The following is an 18773-nucleotide window of genomic DNA, read 5'->3' on the forward strand; positions in this document are numbered from 1 at the left end:
TCTTATAAACAAAATCCCGACATTATCATAAATTGTTATATTTACCCCAAACACAAAGATTAATTATTTATGAAAAATGTCGTCCGTACTTTTTTCGAGGGATTGTATGGAAAATCTAAAATTGAATTTGTAAAAGGTTTGGTCTACATCTATCCTTTCGGCGTTATCGGAAAGGAAAACAACAATAAGGTAAAACCTCATATCCACAACAACCAGTTTCAGATTTTTCTCATTACCGAAGGCTGTACCAAGCTGATATATGATGGAGAAGAAATTATGGTATCTGCCCCGGCCTTTATTACCGTTCCAAAAAATACAGAACATGGTTTTGAACATCAGACCCTCATGAAGGGATGGATCATCAGTATTTCCGATTCCATGGCAGAACATATGATCAAAAGACAGTCAGATGTTATCAATGCCATTGAAACTTTTCAGATGACTCCGGTTACAAAATACAGTGATGCAGAAACCGTATTTGAATCCATGCTTCAGTGTGTTGATGAATACTTCCAGGAAAACATGGGCAAACACTTAATGCTTGAATATATGATAGGTAAAATTATTGTACAGCTCAGTCGCCTCCATAAAGTCTCTCAGCAATGGACCATTAATAAGGATAATGCATCCGTCATTTATTTCAGAAGATTTTCACAGCTAATCCGTGAAAGTCATAACTATAAAAAAACCATCGAAGATTACGCCGGCGAGCTGAATATCACTACCGGGCATTTAAACAGAATCTGCTCCTGTGTCGCCAAACAGTCTCCCAAAGAGGTCATTATGGATTATTTCTTCACAGAAGCGCAGCTTTTATTAGCTGATATGGATAAAAGTGTCAATGAGATCTGCTACAGCATAGGTTTTGAGGATCCAAGCTATTTTTCCAGAATATTTAAAAAGAAAACCGGTCTTACTCCCAACGAGTTTCGAAAGAAAATTGGCTTCAAAAATAATTAACGCTTTTTTAACGTCAATGCAATATTTGTGACAGTAATAAATTAAAAGTCCTATTCCCGAAATAGGATTTCAAGGTAAGTTTGTACCCAATGTGAGCCAAAACCCACCAGGGCAATCAGCTACTTACTTTATAATTAATTTATGTCACAGATAAAAATTACCGGAGTAGAAACAGTCATTGTAGATCTCCCCACTATAAGACCTCATCACTTATCCATGGCGGTGATGCGAAGCCAGTCCATGGTGATAATCCGTATTTTTTCCACCGATGGTATTGAAGGAATTGGAGAATCTACCACCATTGGCGGAATTTCCTATGCTGACGAATTTCCGGAAGGAATCAAACTTGCAATCGACACTTATTTTACTCCGCTACTCATTGGACAAGATCCTGCCAAAATAAATACCATCATGGAGATTCTCGATAAAAAAATTTCCGGGAATCATTTTGCCAAGTCCGGAATTGAAACAGCTCTTTTGGATGCACAGGGTAAAAGACTGGGAGTTCCCGTTCATGAACTTTTTGGAGGAGCTATGCAGGAAACACTTCCTGTACTTTGGACACTTGCAAGCGGCAATACCGAAAAAGACATCGAAGAAGCAAAACATCTTATCTCCCAAAAAAAACATAACATTTTTAAATTAAAAATCGGCAGAAAAGACTGGAAAGAAGACGTTATCCATGCTTCCTCTATCAAAAAAGCACTGGGCATTGACATCAAAATAACGGTAGATGTCAATCAGGCCTGGAGCGAACAAACGGCCAGAAAAGCCATTGATCAACTTCAGGATGCCGGAGTTGATTTAATAGAACAGCCTTTGGCAAAATCCAATTTCGACGGATTGGCCCGTCTGACGTCTTATTTCGAAGTGCCGGTTATGGCAGATGAAGCCGTAGCGACGGTTCAGGATGCTTTTAAACTGGCAAAAATTCATGCCGTTTCCGTTTTCGCACTTAAAATTTCAAAATCCGGCGGTCTGACCAATATTGCAAGACAGGCAGCCATTGCTTCTGGAGCCGGTATTTCTCTTTATGGAGGTACTACTCTTGAAGGTACAATTGGAACAGCCGCATCCGCTCATATTTTCTCCACATTAACGAATCTGGATTGGGGGACTGAACTTTTCGGTCCTCTTCTCCTCACCGACGACATTGTGAAAAAACCCATCCAATTTGAAAATTTCAGTTTTGGAATTCCTTCGGGACCGGGACTGGGAATCGAATTGGATATGAATCAGATAGAAAAATACAAAAGAAAATAAATATGGTATATGTAATAGAAATGGATGTTCGCATCCCTGAAACATGGAGCGGGGAAAAGATCGCAGATTATATCACACGGGAAAAAGAAACCTCTCAGAAATGGCAAAAATCAGGAAAATGGATATATCTGTGGCGGGTTGCCGGAAAATATTCAAATATTTCAGTTCTCGAAGTCGAAAGTCCGGATGAGCTTCACAAAATTATAAGTTCGTTACCACTATTCCCTTACATGACCATAAAAGTCACCAGCATTACCAAACACCCGAATGCTGTAAAAGAACTATTGATTTAGCCTCATAAATCCTTAACAATAAACATAAAAACATGAATAGAATAGAAATTGACCAGATACTGAGCAAGATTCAGGCTACTGAAAAAGAAGGAGCGGGTAATCCGAGAGTGAAAGAAATCTTTAACCGTCTCCTGAGAGATTTATTTTATGCCATTGAAGACCTTAATATTACGGATACAGAGTTGTGGATGGCTTTAGATTATTTAAATAAAGCAGGAAGAGAAGGAGAATGGGGACTTTTGTATGCAGGAACAGGTTTAGAACATTATATTGATGAAAGGCTGGATTGGGAAGATGCACAGGCAGGTTTGATCCCAAAGACTCCAAGAACTATTGAAGGACCACTTTATGTGGCGGGTTCCCCGGAAACTCAATCTTTTGCACACCTGGAAACAGTTCCTGAAAAAGATGCCGAAAGACTGTATATGCAGGGATATGTTCTGGATGAGAGCGGTGCTCCGGTAGAAGGAGCTTTAATTGAAGTCTGGCATTGTAATTTAAAAGGGATGTATTCCCATTTCGATTCCACTCAGCCAGAATTTAATTTACGCCGTGCCATCCGCACCGGTAAAGACGGTAAATATCAGTTCAAATCATTTTTGCCGGTTGGATATTCCTGTCCTCCGGGAGGAAGCACAGATCTATTGATGACCGCTCTGGGAAGACATGGCTCACGTCCGGCACACATTCATTTTTTTGTGACCGCTCCAAAATTCAGGAAACTTACCACACAAATCAATATTGCAGGTGATCCTCTGTTAGGTCAGGACTTCGCTTTTGCAGACAAAGACGGATTGGTTCCTGAGATTACAAGAATCTCTTTGGAGCAGGCAAAAGAAAATGGGATGGATGAGCCTTACGCCAGTATTGATTTTAACTTCAATATTGTTCGTGAAAGAGACGGAATTGCTCTGGGTGAAAACCACAGAAAAAGAGCTTCTGCAGATCCTCAAAATGCATAAACGAAAGCTTCTGAAGTTAGCTTTCAGGAATTTCATTACTACTTTTTCCATCTGTTTAGAGTAGTATATCATCATACTGCACGTTGTCTTACTGTCCGAATTGAATTAAAGAATATTTTCATAAATCATTTACAATGAAAACATTAACCCAACAATATTTAGAAGAGCTTCTTGTACATGACAAGGAAGCTGGAATATACCAGCACAGTCGGGAATCTTTTACAAATCCTGACCTGTTCGAGCTGGAAATGAAATACATTTACGAAGGAAACTGGATTTACCTCGCCCATGAATCCCAAATCCCCGGAATCAATGATTATTTCACAACTTCTATAGGAAGACAGCCCATTGTCATCACACGAAACAAAGAAGGTGAACTGAATGCTATCATCAATGCCTGTACACATAAAGGAGCCATGCTTTGCCGGCACAAAAAAGGGAACAAATCCACTTTTACATGCCCTTTTCACGGCTGGACGTTTAGCAATTCCGGGAAGCTGCTGAAAGTAAAAGATCCGCGTGAGGCCGGCTATCCGGAACAGTTCAACTGTGAAGGTTCCCATGACCTGAAGAAAGTCGCCCGATTTGAATCTTACAGAGGATTTTTATTCGGAAGCTTATATCCTGATGTTCCTTCTCTACAGGACTATTTAGGGGAAACTAAAATCATCATTGACCAAATTGTTGATCAGGCTGAAAACGGACTGGAAGTATTAAACGGCAGCTCTACCTACGTCTACAACGGAAACTGGAAACTGCAGATGGAGAACGGTGCCGATGGCTATCATGTCAGTTCTGTACACTGGAATTACGTAGCTACAATGGGACGCAGAAATTATGAAAAAGAAGGTACTAAAGCTATAGATGCCAACGGATGGTCTAAATCCATTGGCGGAGTTTACGGGTACGAAAACGGGCACATTCTGCTTTGGACAAGAAAACTCAATCCGGAAGTAAGCCCGAACTATGCTTTAAAGGATCAGCTGCTGGAAAAATTTGGGGCCATAAAAACTGATTTTATGGTGAACTTCACCCGTAATCTTGGAGTATATCCGAATGTTTTCATTATGGATCAGTTTTCTACTCAAATCCGGGTTGTGAGGCCTGTTTCTGTAGACCAAACCGAAGTAACGATATATTGCTTTGGACCTAAAGGAGAACCTGCAGAAGAAAGAGCGACACGTATCCGTCAATATGAAGACTTCTTTAATGTAAGTGGAATGGGCACTCCCGATGATCTCGAAGAATTCCGTTCCTGTCAGATTGGCTACAAGGGTATCGAATTGAAACATAATGATATGAGCCGCGGAGCCGCACATTGGATAGACGGTCCCGACGATTATGCAAAAAAAATGGGTATGAATCCAAAACTCAGCGGAATTAAATCCGAAGACGAAGGTTTATTCATCATTCAGCACGAATACTGGCAGGACAGAATGAAAGAAGCTTTAAACAAAGAAAACAGCACTGCAGTAAACACCTAATAACCATACCAATGAGTGATATTAATAAAATACAAAACTTTCTATACTCGGAAGTAAGATTTCTGGATGACAAAGAATGGGATGAGTGGCTGAGACTGTATGATGAAGGATGCCGCTTCTGGATGCCAGCCTGGACAGATGAAGATCAGCTGGTAACCGATCCTTTTTCAGAAGTATCCCTTATTTTCTACCCCAACAAAGGTGGATTGGAAGACCGTATTTTCAGGATTAAAACAGAACGTTCCAGTGCCTCTATGCCAGAACCAAGAACCATTCACAATGTTTCCAATGTAGAGGTTATGGAGGAAAATGAAACTGAAATAAAAATCCGTTTCAACTGGAATACCCTGAGCTACCGCTATAAAACCGTGGATCATTATTTCGGAGTCTCTTTTTACACTTTAAAAAAAACAGAAGAATCCTTCCTGATTTCCGATAAAAAAATTGTACTAAAAAACGACTGTATCCGCCAGGTAATCGATGTTTATCACATTTAAAAACAAAAAATCATGCACAGTATAACTCTGAATTTTGAAGATGGATTAACCCGTATTATTGATTCCCTTCCTCATGAAACTGTTGCAGAAACAGCATACAGACACCGTTTGAACATTCCTTTGGATTGTGCCGACGGAGCCTGCGGGACCTGCAAATGTTTTTGTAAAACCGGAGATTATGACCCAGGAGATTATATCGAGGATGCGCTTTCCGACGAAGAAGCAGAAAAGGGATATGGCTTAGCCTGTCAAATGAGGCCTAATACCGATCTTGTTATTGAAATTCTGGCAAGTTCGGCAGCATGTAAGGTAGAAGTTCAGTCATACTCATCAATTGTAAAACAGGTGGAATTTCTCTCTTCCGAAGTAGTAAAACTTCAGGTGGAAACACTTGAAAAAATCGATTTTTTACCCGGCCAATACGTCAATATTGAAATTCCTGGTACAGGCTATACACGTTCCTATTCATTCAGTAATAAACCCGGACAAAACCTGGCAGAATTCATCATCCGATTGATTCCTGACGGCGTAATGAGCAGCTTTTTACGAAACGGAATCAATGCAGGCCAGAAACTCAGAATTAAAGGACCTTTGGGAAGTTTCTATTCCAGAGATCTTGTACGCCCTACTCTGTTTTTCGCAGGTGGAACCGGAATCGCTCCCTTTCTTTCTATGCTGGAAAGTATGAAAGAAAAAGGAAATACACTTCCTATCACTCTATTTTATGGAGCCACACTGGCAGAAAACGTTGTGGAAATAAACCGTCTTAAAGCTTTTTCAGAACATTTTCCACTGAAGATGTACACCTGTGTATCGGGTGAAGAGACCAAAGCATTCGCAAAAGGATATGTGAATCAATGGATCAATAAATCGGAGCTAGCCGAAGAAGATTACGACATCTATATCTGCGGACCCAATGCCATGGTAGAAGCAGTAAAGCAGTCTTTACATGAACATGATATACACCACTCCAATTTTTATTTAGAAAAATTTCTCCCTTCCGGAGAAACTATGACGAGTTAGGAATTCTTTGGAATTCAACAATCCATAAACCCCTTATATTATGAAAACAATTAATGTACAGGAGATCATTGATCAGGCAAGATTTAATGGTTTCCACAAACTCCTCGTGTTCTGGTGCTTCATTATGATCGTTTTTGACGTTTATGATTTAGTCGTATTCGGAGTCGTGCTTCCCGTATTAATGGAAGAATGGAACCTGACACCGGTGCAGGCCGGAGCCCTAGGAAGCTATGCTCTTTTCGGAATGATGTTCGGAGCTTTTATCTTCGGAGCCCTTTCAGACCGGATTGGACGTAAGATATGCATCGTTATCTGCATGCTTACATTTACCATTTTTTCCTTCCTGGTTGCCTTCTCAACAGGGCCAGCCAGCTTCGGGATCATGCGCTTTGTTGCAGGATTCGGAATCGGTGGCTTAATGCCCAATGCTGTGGCACTCATGACCGAGTATGCTCCCAAGAAAATAAGATCTTTACTGACGACTTTAATGTTCAGCGGCTATGCTGTTGGTGGAATCCTCGCTGCATGCTTAGGAATCTGGTTAATCCCCGATTATGGATGGAAGTCACTTTTCTACATTGGAACACTCCCTATTCTCCTGATTCCTTTGATCATCAAATCCATTCCGGAATCCATCGGGTTTCTGGTCATTAAAAACAAAAAGGACGAAGTTCAGAAAGTTCTGAAAAAGATCGAGCCCAATTTTATTCCGCATTCGGATGATCAGTATTATATCCCCGGTAAAACAGCGAAGGTAAATATCGGACAGCTGTTCAGCAATGGTCGGCTTATTAGTACCCTCATGTTTTGGATTACATTTTTCATGTGTCTGCTGATGGTGTACGGCCTTAATTCCTGGCTGCCTAAACTGATGACAAAAGCAGGCTATCCTTTAGGGTCCAGCTTATCCTTTTTGCTCGCTCTGAACTTCGGAGCCATGATTGGAGCTATAGGAGGAGGATGGCTGGGAGATAAATTTCACTTGAGAAAAGTGCTGATTATTTTCCTCTCCATTGCAGCCGTTTCATTATTTCTTTTAGGTTTTAAAGGAAGTACAATTGCGCTGTATGTACTCATTGCCATTGCAGGAGCTACAACCATTGGCACACAGATTTTACTTTACACTTACGTAGCTCAGTTCTATCCCATGGATGCCCGTTCAACCGGAATCGGGTGGGCCTCAGGAGTCGGTAGAGTCGGTGGAATTGTAGGACCGTTATTGGGTGGATATTTAATAAGCATGAATCTGCCGTTCCAGTACAATTTTCTGGTGTTTGCCATTCCGGGAGCTATCGGGGCCCTGGCCATCTGTTTCGTAAGTCTGAAATACGCATTCAAAAACAGTGTCCAAAGCAATGAACATCCAAACCTACAGACACAACCAGTCCATCCGAATACTTAAAATTAATATCAACAAAATGACTCGTTCGAACAGGTTTAAAGATAAAACGGTTATAGTGACCGGCGCAGCACAGGGAATCGGAAAATCCGTGGCATTACAGACAGCAGCAGAAGGGGGAAATGTAGTACTGGTAGACCGATCGGAATTGGTGAAGGAAGTTTTCGAAGAAGCGAAAAAATCCGGTTACAAAACCGCTTATTTCTTAGCAGATCTCGAAACCTTTCAAGGATGTTCCGATACAATGAAGTTTGCCGAAGAAACCTTTGGGAAAATAGATTTACTGATCAACAATGTAGGAGGAACTATTTGGGCAAAACCATATGCATATTATACAGAAGAAGAAATCATCAAAGAAATTCATCGCTCTTTATTTCCTACGCTTTGGGGATGCCGTGCTGTACTTCCCTATTTTCTAAAAAAAGGAAGGGGAAACATCGTCAATATTTCTTCCATTGCAACCCGGAGCATCAACCGCGTTCCTTACGCTGCGGCAAAAGGAGCCGTAAATGCGATAACAGCTTCTCTTGCTTTCGAATATGCATCTCATAACATAAGGGTAAACGCAGTGGCCACGGGAGGAACGGAAGCTCCTCCAAGAAAAATCCCCAGAAACCCGAAAGAGCCATCTGATCAGGAAAAAATATGGTATCAGCAGATTGTCGATCAGACCGTGGATTCCACTTTCATGAAACGCTATGGTACCATACAGGAACAGGTGAATGCTATTCTTTTTTTGGCTTCGGATGAGTCGTCCTACATCACAGGAACAGTGCTTCCGGTTGGAGGTGGTGATTTAGGGTAAAAAACAAACAATATGAAGACATTACAACGAATCAATATATCAATATTAATTCTGACTGCAACGGCGATGTGTGCACAGAATACACAGGAACCCAAAGTGGATTCCCTTGAAAAACGCAAAATAAAACCAATCGTACAGGAAATCCTGGGAGAACGTGAATCTGAATTTAAAATTTATGGATTCATCCGCCATGATGCAATGTTCGACACCCGGCAGATGGTGGATGTGCGTGAAGCTTCTGTTATCATGTGGCCGGCCGATGTCAAATACGACCAAAACAGAAAAGACATCAATGCAGCGTCTCAGTTTCATATGCTTTCGATATTGTCCAGAACCGGGATCAGAGCATCTGTTTCAAATGTTTTGGGAGCCAAATTAACAGGGGTTCTGGAAGGTGATTATTTCGGGAATGCAGAAACAGGAATCAACGAATTCCGGCTTCGTCATGCCTGGCTGACTATGGACTGGAAAAATACCCAATTAGGATTCGGACAGTTCTGGCATCCGCTTACCATTCCTGATGTTTTCCCGGGAACCGTTAATTTCAGCGGAGGAGCACCCTACATGCCCTACAACAGGAATCCGCAAATCCGTTTAACACAAAAATTAAGCGAGAAAGTAAAACTGGTTCTTGCTGTACTTTCCCAGCGTGATTTTACGGCCAATACCGCACCCTATATCAACAGCAGTATCCCGGCAGGACACGTACAGTTACAGTACAAATCTGATAAACTGTTTTTTGGAGTGGCAGGGCATTTTGAACACATTCGTCCGAAAACCAGCTCAGGAACATTAAACTTAGCGTCCAACGAACGGCTGAACAGTCTCACAGCAATGGCTTTTGCCAAAGTAATTACCGATCCCGTGACTATAAAAGCTGAAGCTACACTTGCCCAAAATGCAGGATCCTTCATTATGTTGGGAGGATATGTAGGCTATACTCCAAACGACGGGGGTCTGGAAACCTATAAAACAATGAATACTCAAGCCTATTGGATAGATATTGCAGGAAACGGAAAAAAATGGGTGCCGGGAATTTTTGCCGGATTTAGCCGGAACGGAGGTGTGAGAAATCCTGTTACAGGCAATGGACAGACAGCTCTTGCTTATGGGTTCCCGGCAGCTGTCACCGGCATCGGAGCAGGGAAAGGAAGCAGAACCATAAACCATATTTATCGGATTGCTCCAAGAATAGAATACAACCTGAAAAGACTGAAATTCGGCTTCGAGCCAGAATATTCTGTAGCAGAATGGGGCGATGGAGATTTTGACGGAAGAGCCACCAACAACGTAGAAAAAGCCGAAAACCTAAGATTCATTTTTGCGACAACATTTACATTCTAAAACATAAAATTGTAAGAGATGCATTTATCCCGGAATAGATTTTTCCATTTATTTATAGTACTTTTTGCCCCTTTACTTTCTGTGGTTGATGTCTACATTGTGAATATGGCACTCCCTGAAATTAAAGCGCAATATCATACGACCCATGGGATGACTGAACTGGTCATTAATTCCTATCTGGTAGGATACTGCGTATTCCTTATTACAGGTGGAAGAGCAGGTGATTTCTTTGGAAGGAAAAAAACATATGTGACCGGAATGTTTGCTTTCACCCTCTTTTCCGCACTATGCGGTTGGGCGCAAACCATAGATCAGCTTCTGTTTTACCGTTTTTTTCAGGGAGTTTCTGCAGCCATCATGATTCCACAGACTCTGGCGATTATCCAAATCGAATTCCGTTCTGCAAAAGACCGGGTCAAGGCATTTGGCTCGTTTGGAATTACCCTTGGCATTGCTTCCATTTTAGGCCAGTTTTTAGGCGGTTATTTTATTTCTACCACTTGGATGGAAGAAAGCTGGCGCCTGATTTTTTTGATTAATCTTCCTTTTGGAATTTTAAATATCCTGCTTGCCTCTTGTTTTTTAAAAGAAACCAGACACAATGAAAAAGGCAGATTCGACTGGTCAGGGGTTATTCTTCTTACCTTTTCTCTAAGTTTCCTGGTGTATGCGCTTACGATGATTCCGGAAGAAGGTTTAACCTCATTCATTATGACCCTGCTCGCTCTGTCTGCAATAGGATTCTACTTTTTTTGGAGAAATCAAAAAAGGAAAACAAACAATGAAGCCAATCCGTTGATGAATACCACTTTATTCAACATCAAAAGTTTCAATTTTGTGTTGCTCATCGTGCTTTTCTTTTTTGGAGCACACAATTCTTATTTACTGATGTGTGCCATTCAGTTTAAAAACACATTACATATATCTTCTCTAGCGGCTGCACAGTATTTTACATTTAATGGGATTGGCTTCTTGTTTTCCTCAATCATTGCATTTAAATATTTAAACAAATACGGAATTTCACTTTTGATTGGCGGATGTATGCTGATGCTTACCTCTGTCGTTTGCCAGATCTTTTCATTGGTGAATCCCGAAAATGCCGGCTACATTCCTCTTTTCATGTTTATTTACGGATTAGGACAGGGTACTTTATTGCCCTCTATTCTGAATTATGCATTGCGGAAAATTCCTTACGAATTCTCTGCTCTGGCAGGTGGTGTTTATTCTACGGTACAGCAATTTTCCTCTGCGTTGGGAATGTGCATCATCGGAAGCCTCTTTTTTTTCTCGCTAAATAACGGTTTCAATGCCTATCAGATCGGGATGGGAATGGTCGCCGCTTATTTGGCTGTAGTCGGAATTTTGCTTTACAGACTTTCAAAATTTAAGACAGTATCAGGTACTGCAAAAACCATAAACGAATAATAAAATGCCAACAATACCATTAAAAAATTTCGACTGCCATTATTCCCATGAATATTTCGGCCAGGAAGAAACCATTGTTTTTTCCAATTCTCTGGGATGCGATCTGAGTATGTGGGAAGAAAATATTGACATATTAAGTCATCATTTCAATGTGCTTCGCTACGATACGCGTGGACACGGAAAGAGTTCCATTAATCAGGATCATATTACCGTAAAAGAATTGGCAGAAGATGTTATCGGACTTTTGGATTATCTGAATCTGAAAAAAGTCATTTTCTGCGGTTTGTCAATGGGTGGATTAATCGGACAACATCTTGGAATTCATTATTCCAGTCGTTTTTCAAAAATCATTCTTTGTAATACTGCTGCTAAAATAGGAACCCGGGAAGGCTGGAGTTCAAGAATAGCACAGGTAACGCAACACGGGCTTTCCAGTATTCTGGATGGAACTGCCGAACGCTGGTTCACAGAAGAATACAGAGAGAAATATCCTGAGAAAATAAAAGAAATACTCCATGTTTTTTCTACAAATTCACTTCAGGGATATACTGCCTGCTGTGCAGCGGTAAGAGATGCGGATTTCCGTGAAGAATTACGCAAATTAGAAGTTCCGGCAATGATCATCAGTGGAACGAAAGATCTGGTTACAACGATAGAAGACGGTAATTTTTTACAGCGGGAAATTCCGGTATCAAGTCATGTTTCTATGCGGACAGCGCATCTTTCCAATAAGGAAAACCCTGAAGAATTTTCGAAATATATTATATTCATTTCAGAACATTAATTATGAAAACAGTACCACAAATTACTCTGGAAGAGGCGGTAAAGCTTGTAAAAGATGGCGATACGCTTTTGCAGGGCGGTTTCGGAATGACCGGAAATCCAGTTCACCTGATGCATGCTTTGGCAGAAACAACGGTTAAAAATTTAACGTTTATTGGAAACAACGTAGGCGAAGCGGGAATTGGAGGCGGAAGGTTATTAAGAAACGGGCAGCTCAAAAAAATGATCGGTTCGTTTTTCACATCCAATCCGGAAGCCGTGAAAGCAGCACAGGATGGTATCGTAGAATACGAATTACTTCCGCAGGGAACTTTAGCAGAAGCTTTGAGAGCAGGTGGTGCGGGAATCGGCGGTTTTTTCACCCCTACGTCTGCTGGAACTGAAATCGCAAGAGACAAAGAAACCAAAATTTTAAACGGAACAGAACAGGTTTTCATTCCGGGAATCCGGGGAAATGTAGCTTTTATTAGAGCTGCAAAAGCCGATACAGCAGGAAATCTGCAATATAGAATGACCGAGCAGAATTTTAACAGAGCCATGGCAACGGCGGCTGATCTGGTTATAGCCGAAGTAGAAGAAATTGTTCAGGTTGGAGAAATAGCACCTGAAAACATTCACACTCCCGGATCTTACGTAGATTATCTGGTTCAGGCTACTCTGACGTTGGAAGATCTGGGAAGTTCCGCAACGGTTTCTTCCAGCAAAAAAGTTTCGGAAACCCGGCTGAATATGGCAAAAAGGGCTTTAAAAGAACTAAAAAAGGGGGATGTCGTTAACTTAGGAATTGGAATTCCTACTTTAATTGCTGACCTGATTTCAGAGGATGACGGAATTATTCTCCACACTGAAAACGGAATGCTTGGTGTAGGTTCTACTCCAACTGATGGCGGTGGCGCAATGGATTATCCTGTAAATGCCGGAAAAGTTCCGGTTACCGCTTTAAAAGGAGCTTCTTATTTCGATTCTGCAGATTCCTTTGCTATGATTCGCGGAAAACATATTGATGTTGCGGTAATGGGCGGGCTCCAGGTTGATGAAGCGGCCAATCTTGCTAATTGGGCAGTTCCGGGCCAGCCTTTATTAGGGGTTGGCGGTGCGATGGATCTGGCTTCCGGTGCAAAAAAATTAATCATCACGATGATGCATAACGAAAAAAATGGAGATGCAAAAGTGGTTCCTTTCTGCGATCTCCCTCTTACCGCTTTAAAAGCTGTGGATATAGTTATTACAGATAAAGCTGTCTTTGAATTTATTGACGGGCAAATAACCCTCACTGAAATAATGCCGGGAGCAGAATTGGAAGATATCAGAGCTACCACCAGCGCGCAATTTGTGGAACAGCTATCATAAAAAAAAATAACAAAACACAATAAAGTATATGAAACCTGTAAGAGCATAAAAAATGAATAAAGAAGCTTATATAATAGATGGTATACGGACTCCAATTGGCAGTTTTGGCGGCACTTTGGGAGCTGTGCGTGCAGATGATCTTGCCGCACTGGTTATACAGGAACTCGTTAGAAGAAACCCTTCGGTCCCTAAAGATGCGGTGGACGATGTTATTTTAGGATGTCACAATCAGGGAGGTGAAGACAACAGAAATGTAGCACGAATGGCGAGCCTCCTTGCAGGTCTTCCCGTAACAGTTCCGGGAGAAACAGTGAACAGGCTGTGCTCTTCTGGAATGTCTGCCGTTATACACGCCAACAGGGCGGTTAAAGCAGGAGATGGTGATATTTTTATTGTGGGAGGTGTAGAACATATGAGCAGAAGTCCACTTGTGATTTCAAAATCTTCAAAAGGATTCGGTACAGATTTCAAAATGGAAGATTCTTCGTTTGGATGGCGTTTTATAAACCCTAAAATGAAAGAAAAATACGGCGTGGATCCTATGGGAATAACTGCGGAAAACTTAGCTGAGATGTACTGCATTTCAAGAGAAGATCAGGATATTTTTGCTTTAAATTCTCAACTTAAGGCCGCCGAAGCAAGTCAAAACGGAAGATTGGGAGAAGAGATTATGCCGGTGGTTATTCCTCAAAAGAAAGGCGAACCATTGATCTTTGATAAAGACGAATTTGTAAAAGCGAATTCTACACGGGAAGGTCTTGCAGGATTAAAACCAGCCTTCAAAGAGTTTGGAACTGTAACGGCAGGAAATGCCTCCGGACTTAATGATGGTGCGGCGGCTGTTTATATAGCATCAGGTGAAGCAGTAGAAAAATACAGTCTGAAACCTTTAGCCAAAATTGTCTCTTCCGCAGTTACGGGCGTTGAACCAAGAATTATGGGAATAGGTCCGGTTTCGGCAACACAGAAAGCATTGGAAAAAGCAGGTCTCAGGCTGGAGGATATAGGTATTATAGAGCTTAATGAGGCTTTTGCAGCTCAGGCGTTAGCCTGTATCAGAGCATTAGGACTGAAAGATAACGATCCAAGGATCAACCTCAATGGAGGAGCTATTGCATTAGGGCATCCTTTGGGAATGTCCGGGACAAGAATTACGTATACGGCAGCTTTGGAGATGTCTAAAAGAGATGTAAGATATGCATTAGCCACTTTATGTGTCGGGGTTGGACAGGGTTACGCCGTGATTCTGGAAAAAATGTAATAGAAACATCATTTTAATCAGGGTTCAGGATAAGACATTTTTGTTTTACCATTACGTAAGGAAGTCAGAAGCTCGAAGAGGGAAGTTATCTAAGTTTTGGCTAAAGCCTTCTTCAATCCGTATATCTTCTAAGCGGGCTTCAGCCCGCTTACTATTGAATCATAGGAAGCTATTCAGGAATATCCGGCCAGTGCATGAAGATGTTCAGCCCTCATAAGGATAAGGTAGTAATTGTCATCCGACCTTTTACGGTCTTGTCATCTTAATTTTCTTATCCCAAGCTCAGGGTAATATTGTAAGATAAAACGGGCTGCCTCAAAGATGAGACAGCCCGTTTCTTATTTGGTTTTGTTCATTTTCTCAGCGATCCTTTTCTTTTTGTTCCGTTCATAAATGACTTCTACGATCTTTCCTCCGATCCACGAGAACGGGAAAAATGTAAGGAAAATAGAAATCTTATAAAACGTAGGATGGTATGGAAATATAATAACATCCAGCATGGCAATGAAAAGCATGATGAAACCGATAAGAATCGCATAAGCCACCTTAGCGTACTTCACGATAAGAGCAGTAGCCACTCCTCCAATCGTAGATCCCAGCCCTGAAATAAACAGCAGAAATCCGAAAAACGCATTATCGTTTTTCATGCTGAAAAGAAATCTCTGCCAGTGCTCAAAAGGGGCAAAAGCTTCGAAAGTGATCCATTGCGGAAAAACCCTTATACCAAGAGTGATAATAAGCCCCGCTATACCAAGGCCTACCAGAACCGCAACTGTATTTCTAATAAAATTCATTAATCCTGATGTGCAATCATAGAAATTTCAATATCCACATTCTTAGGCAGACAAGAAACCTGTACTGTTTCACGCGCCGGGTAGCTGTTTGCATCAAGATATGAAGCATAAATATCATTCATTACAGCAAAATCATCCATGCTCTTAAGGAAGATGGTGGCTTTTACTACATTTTTAAAGGTCATTCCGGCTTCAGTAAGGATCGCCTCAAGGTTTTTCATTACCTGATGTGTTTCCTTCTCAATTCCCTCTACCAATTTACCAGTTGCAGGATCTACAGGAATCTGTCCGGAAATATATAAAATTCCGTTGGCCATATTAGCTTGTGAATAAGGACCGATTGCTGCAGGTGCATTAACTGTGTTGATTATTTGTTTCATATATGGGTATTTATTTTTTCAAAAGTCATATGCCATCACTATTTACGGTATTCGTTTGTTAACAGATTCCGTTAACAGTGATTTCATTGAATTTATTTTGGTTGCAAATATAAAATTTATATTTACAATAGTCAATCTGATATTAGAAAGGTGCGTTAGGTTGTGTAAAACTTCTGTCTTTGTACTTCAGTGCATCACTTAAGATATTGGCTTTGATACCGATAAAGAAGTCATATACTTTATACTGTCCGAAAGGCACCCAGTTAAAGTTGATCGTAAAACTTCGCTGGTCTCTTGAGAATCCGATTCTGGTATACGCCAGATCTTTCGTCACCAAGTCAAAATGCGTACTTCCGTTGATATTCCAGTAAGGCGTAAGCTTAATACTACCATCCAGACCTACAGAAGCAATTTTGGTTCCAAGTAAGGAAGTTCCCTTTGAATAGGCATAGTTTGCATTGATATTTAAAGTCCAGGCCTGATCGAAATGGGCATAATTATCATCATCAAAATAATAATTTTCATTCCTCACTTCTCCTTTTGCAGGATACTTTTTAGCATAATCTGTTTTCTCGCCGAAAATCTCGCTGCTCAAAGGATAAGAAAGCTGTACGTTGAATCCCTGTACACTGAAATGACCGAACTCTTCCGTTCTTATTCCCTGGGTAGCACCCGGAGCAAAATCAATTCTATAAGGATCCAGTGAAAGACTGGTGTTTACGTTTAACTTATTATTAAAGAAAGAAGACTGTCCGTTGATACTGAATACAGACCACGGGTGATCTTTTGCAGCAAAGTTGTAATTCCCTGACAAGCTAAGGGATTCGAAGATTTTAATTTTCTTCACTCCCGTAGAGTCACTTTTAGACTTCACCTTCATTTCAATATTGTTCCCGATATTGAAACCTAAAGCTCCCACTACTCCACTTGACGGGCTTCCCACAATTCCTTTATCAAAAATAGAATAAGGGGTCAAAGCACCTTCCGCATTATAATAGCTTTTATAGTATCCGAAACCGGGGCTTGAAAAATCCGGTGAATAAGTAAAGCTAAGACTCGGTGTCATCATGTGTCTTACCGCTTCAATGGCAGCTCCTTTTTTGAATTTCAGCATTCCGTAAAGAGTGGTCTGAAGACTGGCAGAAGTAGAGAAAGTAGAATATCCTGCAATATTTTTCTGAACTTCATCTACATCAACCGTTTTTATCGGATCGTAGTATCTTTTAAGGGTTTTTGTCGTTAATGCGTTGTCAATATTGGCACTTAAACTGAATGTGAAATATTTCGCTACCGTTGTATTGGTTCCTAAGGCAATATTATTTTTAAGACCTGTCTGCATTTTATCCCACATCGCCTTTGTAAAAAGCTCATTTTCCTGGGTACTTGCAAAGTTGGTCAGGTTGAAACCTGTATTCACCGTAATATTCTCAAGAAGTCCCTGTCTTACCCCTGTTTTAGATTTAAACAAATAAAACTGATTGATCGCTACGTTCATCTGAGGAAGACGAAGATCCGCCAGTCCGGTGGCAAAGTTTTGAGCGTATGATGCAGATCCTGTAATCGTAATCGGCAGTTTCAAAAATCTTTTGGTTATCGTTACCGCTGAATTCTGCTGGGTGTTCAGAACGTTCTGATTGAAAATATAATTATTGTTCAGGTTATTGTTGTAAAACTTCGTACTTACGATATCTACGGAAGCACTGAAAGTCAGGAAAGGGTTGGATTTTGAATCCTGAGTGTGCGTCCAAGCAATTCTGTACGTACTGTTTTTGGTATAATCATCAAGCCCTTTGATTCCACGTACCATGGTCCCGACGTCTGCTGTAAACGTCCCGGAATACCGGTATTTTTTCAGATAGTTCATCTGCGGCCGTATGTTCCAGCTTCCTTTGGTGTAAATATCGGCAAGCACCTTAAGGTCGAAATGTTCTCCTATCGGCTGATAATACCCCAGCCCGTTGAGGAAAAACCCGACATCTTCCCTTTCCCCGAAACTCGGGATCAGGATACCAGCAGCCCTCTTGTCTGAAAACGGAAGGATCGCAAACGGCAAAATCAAAGGAGTGGGAACCTTTTCGATATACATCTGGATAGGTCCGGTGACGATCTGTGATTTATTTTTAGTCTTGATCAGCTTGATATTGGAGGCACGCATAAAATAATCCGATGCCGTATCTTTTTTCTTGATATAATACTCATCCGTCGTATAATCTGCGTTCCTCATCGCGAAGACAGAATCGTTATACTTTTTTGTTTTCTGTGCGGTGATGACCCCTTCGTTTTCTTCGGTTCTCGCATTAAATGCAATAGCCTGCTTCGTTTTGGTATTGTAGCTGAACTCGTTGGTTTCGTATTTTTTTCCCGCCTGAGTAGTAATTACAGGCTCAATAATCTTCCCCAGAGAATCTTGTTTTCCACGGGCATAGATGAGACTTTTATTGTCGTCGATAGAAATATAATCCGCATCAATCTGCATATCCTGGTATTTTACCTGGGCATTTTTGTTGAGGAATGTCATTTTCTTTGGGATGTCTCTTCGCTGATCATCCGCTTTTGTGCGGAGAATATCATCTAAAGATTCCTTTTTTACAACAATGGTATCCTTTTTGGAAATAGTATCATTAACCACATTTTTAGGCAATTTTTCAGGTGTTTTCTGTGCTAAAAAATTGTTAAAAATTAGGATAATTAAAATTTGTAATATATTTTTGAGGACGGTTTTGGCCAATTTTGTTCTATATAATTAAGGC

17 protein-coding genes are annotated in these 18773 nt (G+C 40.9%); 14 read left to right on the forward strand and 3 right to left on the reverse strand.

Annotated elements, in window-relative coordinates; all coding sequences use genetic code 11:
* The first annotated feature begins 69 nt into the window (after positions 1–69).
* The 14 genes from IW22_RS09695 to pcaF all read left to right on the forward strand — a co-directional run bounded on the left by IW22_RS09695 (position 70) and on the right by pcaF (position 14849).
* Positions 70–960: an AraC family transcriptional regulator gene (locus IW22_RS09695; RefSeq protein WP_034726065.1), complete on the forward strand. Its 891-nt coding sequence runs from the start codon at positions 70–72 to the stop codon at positions 958–960.
* Between the two features lie 141 nt (positions 961–1101).
* A complete protein-coding gene (locus tag IW22_RS09700; protein ID WP_034726068.1) occupies positions 1102–2223 on the forward strand; it encodes a muconate cycloisomerase family protein in 1122 nt (373 codons plus the stop codon).
* Positions 2224–2225: 2 nt separating this feature from the next.
* The gene (locus tag IW22_RS09705; protein WP_034726069.1) at positions 2226–2516 is read left to right on the forward strand and encodes a muconolactone Delta-isomerase family protein; all 291 of its coding nucleotides are present in this window, start codon (positions 2226–2228) and stop codon (positions 2514–2516) included.
* Between the two features lie 32 nt (positions 2517–2548).
* Positions 2549–3478 carry a dioxygenase gene (locus IW22_RS09710; RefSeq protein WP_034726070.1) on the forward strand — a complete coding sequence of 310 codons (930 nt, stop codon included), beginning with the start codon at positions 2549–2551 and terminating at the stop codon, positions 3476–3478.
* Positions 3479–3612: 134 nt separating this feature from the next.
* Positions 3613–4962 (forward strand): Rieske 2Fe-2S domain-containing protein, encoded by a 1350-nt coding sequence (locus tag IW22_RS09715; protein ID WP_034726073.1) that lies wholly within the window; start codon positions 3613–3615, stop codon positions 4960–4962.
* Between the two features lie 11 nt (positions 4963–4973).
* On the forward strand, positions 4974–5459 hold the full coding sequence (gene benB / locus IW22_RS09720) for a benzoate 1,2-dioxygenase small subunit (RefSeq protein WP_034726074.1): 486 nt from the start codon (positions 4974–4976) through the stop codon (positions 5457–5459).
* 12 nt (positions 5460–5471) lie between these two features.
* Positions 5472–6482 carry a benzoate 1,2-dioxygenase electron transfer component BenC gene (gene benC, locus IW22_RS09725; RefSeq protein WP_051891178.1) on the forward strand — a complete coding sequence of 337 codons (1011 nt, stop codon included), beginning with the start codon at positions 5472–5474 and terminating at the stop codon, positions 6480–6482.
* A 40-nt stretch (positions 6483–6522) separates the two neighbouring features.
* Entirely contained in the window at positions 6523–7884 is a 1362-nt protein-coding gene (locus IW22_RS09730; RefSeq protein ID WP_051891179.1) for an MFS transporter, read from the forward strand.
* A 16-nt stretch (positions 7885–7900) separates the two neighbouring features.
* Positions 7901–8686 (forward strand): 1,6-dihydroxycyclohexa-2,4-diene-1-carboxylate dehydrogenase, encoded by a 786-nt coding sequence (locus tag IW22_RS09735; protein WP_034726077.1) that lies wholly within the window; start codon positions 7901–7903, stop codon positions 8684–8686.
* Positions 8687–8698: 12 nt separating this feature from the next.
* Positions 8699–10030 (forward strand): hypothetical protein, encoded by a 1332-nt coding sequence (locus IW22_RS09740; protein ID WP_034726078.1) that lies wholly within the window; start codon positions 8699–8701, stop codon positions 10028–10030.
* 18 nt (positions 10031–10048) lie between these two features.
* Entirely contained in the window at positions 10049–11455 is a 1407-nt protein-coding gene (locus tag IW22_RS09745; protein ID WP_081873925.1) for an MFS transporter, read from the forward strand.
* A gap of 4 nt (positions 11456–11459) precedes the next feature.
* Positions 11460–12239, forward strand: coding sequence for a 3-oxoadipate enol-lactonase (gene pcaD, locus IW22_RS09750; protein ID WP_034726081.1), 780 nt, complete (start codon positions 11460–11462; stop codon positions 12237–12239).
* A 2-nt stretch (positions 12240–12241) separates the two neighbouring features.
* Positions 12242–13588 carry a 3-oxoacid CoA-transferase gene (locus IW22_RS23995; protein ID WP_034726083.1) on the forward strand — a complete coding sequence of 449 codons (1347 nt, stop codon included), beginning with the start codon at positions 12242–12244 and terminating at the stop codon, positions 13586–13588.
* 52 nt (positions 13589–13640) lie between these two features.
* On the forward strand, positions 13641–14849 hold the full coding sequence (pcaF, locus tag IW22_RS09760; RefSeq protein ID WP_034726084.1) for a 3-oxoadipyl-CoA thiolase: 1209 nt from the start codon (positions 13641–13643) through the stop codon (positions 14847–14849).
* Between the two features lie 338 nt (positions 14850–15187).
* Here pcaF and IW22_RS09765 read toward each other — a convergent pair whose 3' ends face one another.
* From IW22_RS09765 to IW22_RS09775, 3 genes are all read right to left on the reverse strand, one after another.
* A complete protein-coding gene (locus tag IW22_RS09765; RefSeq protein WP_034726085.1) occupies positions 15188–15643 on the reverse strand; it encodes a hypothetical protein in 456 nt (151 codons plus the stop codon).
* On the reverse strand, positions 15643–16023 hold the full coding sequence (locus IW22_RS09770) for a RidA family protein (RefSeq protein ID WP_034726087.1): 381 nt from the start codon (positions 16021–16023) through the stop codon (positions 15643–15645). The genes IW22_RS09765 and IW22_RS09770 overlap by 1 nt, the downstream gene beginning before the upstream one ends.
* 142 nt (positions 16024–16165) lie before the next feature.
* Entirely contained in the window at positions 16166–18751 is a 2586-nt protein-coding gene (locus tag IW22_RS09775) for a putative LPS assembly protein LptD (protein WP_034726090.1), read from the reverse strand.
* Positions 18752–18773: the final 22 nt, after the last annotated feature.

Origin of the sequence: Chryseobacterium sp. JM1, assembly GCF_000737715.1 — a bacterium.
Classification (GTDB): Bacteria; Bacteroidota; Bacteroidia; order Flavobacteriales; family Weeksellaceae; genus Chryseobacterium.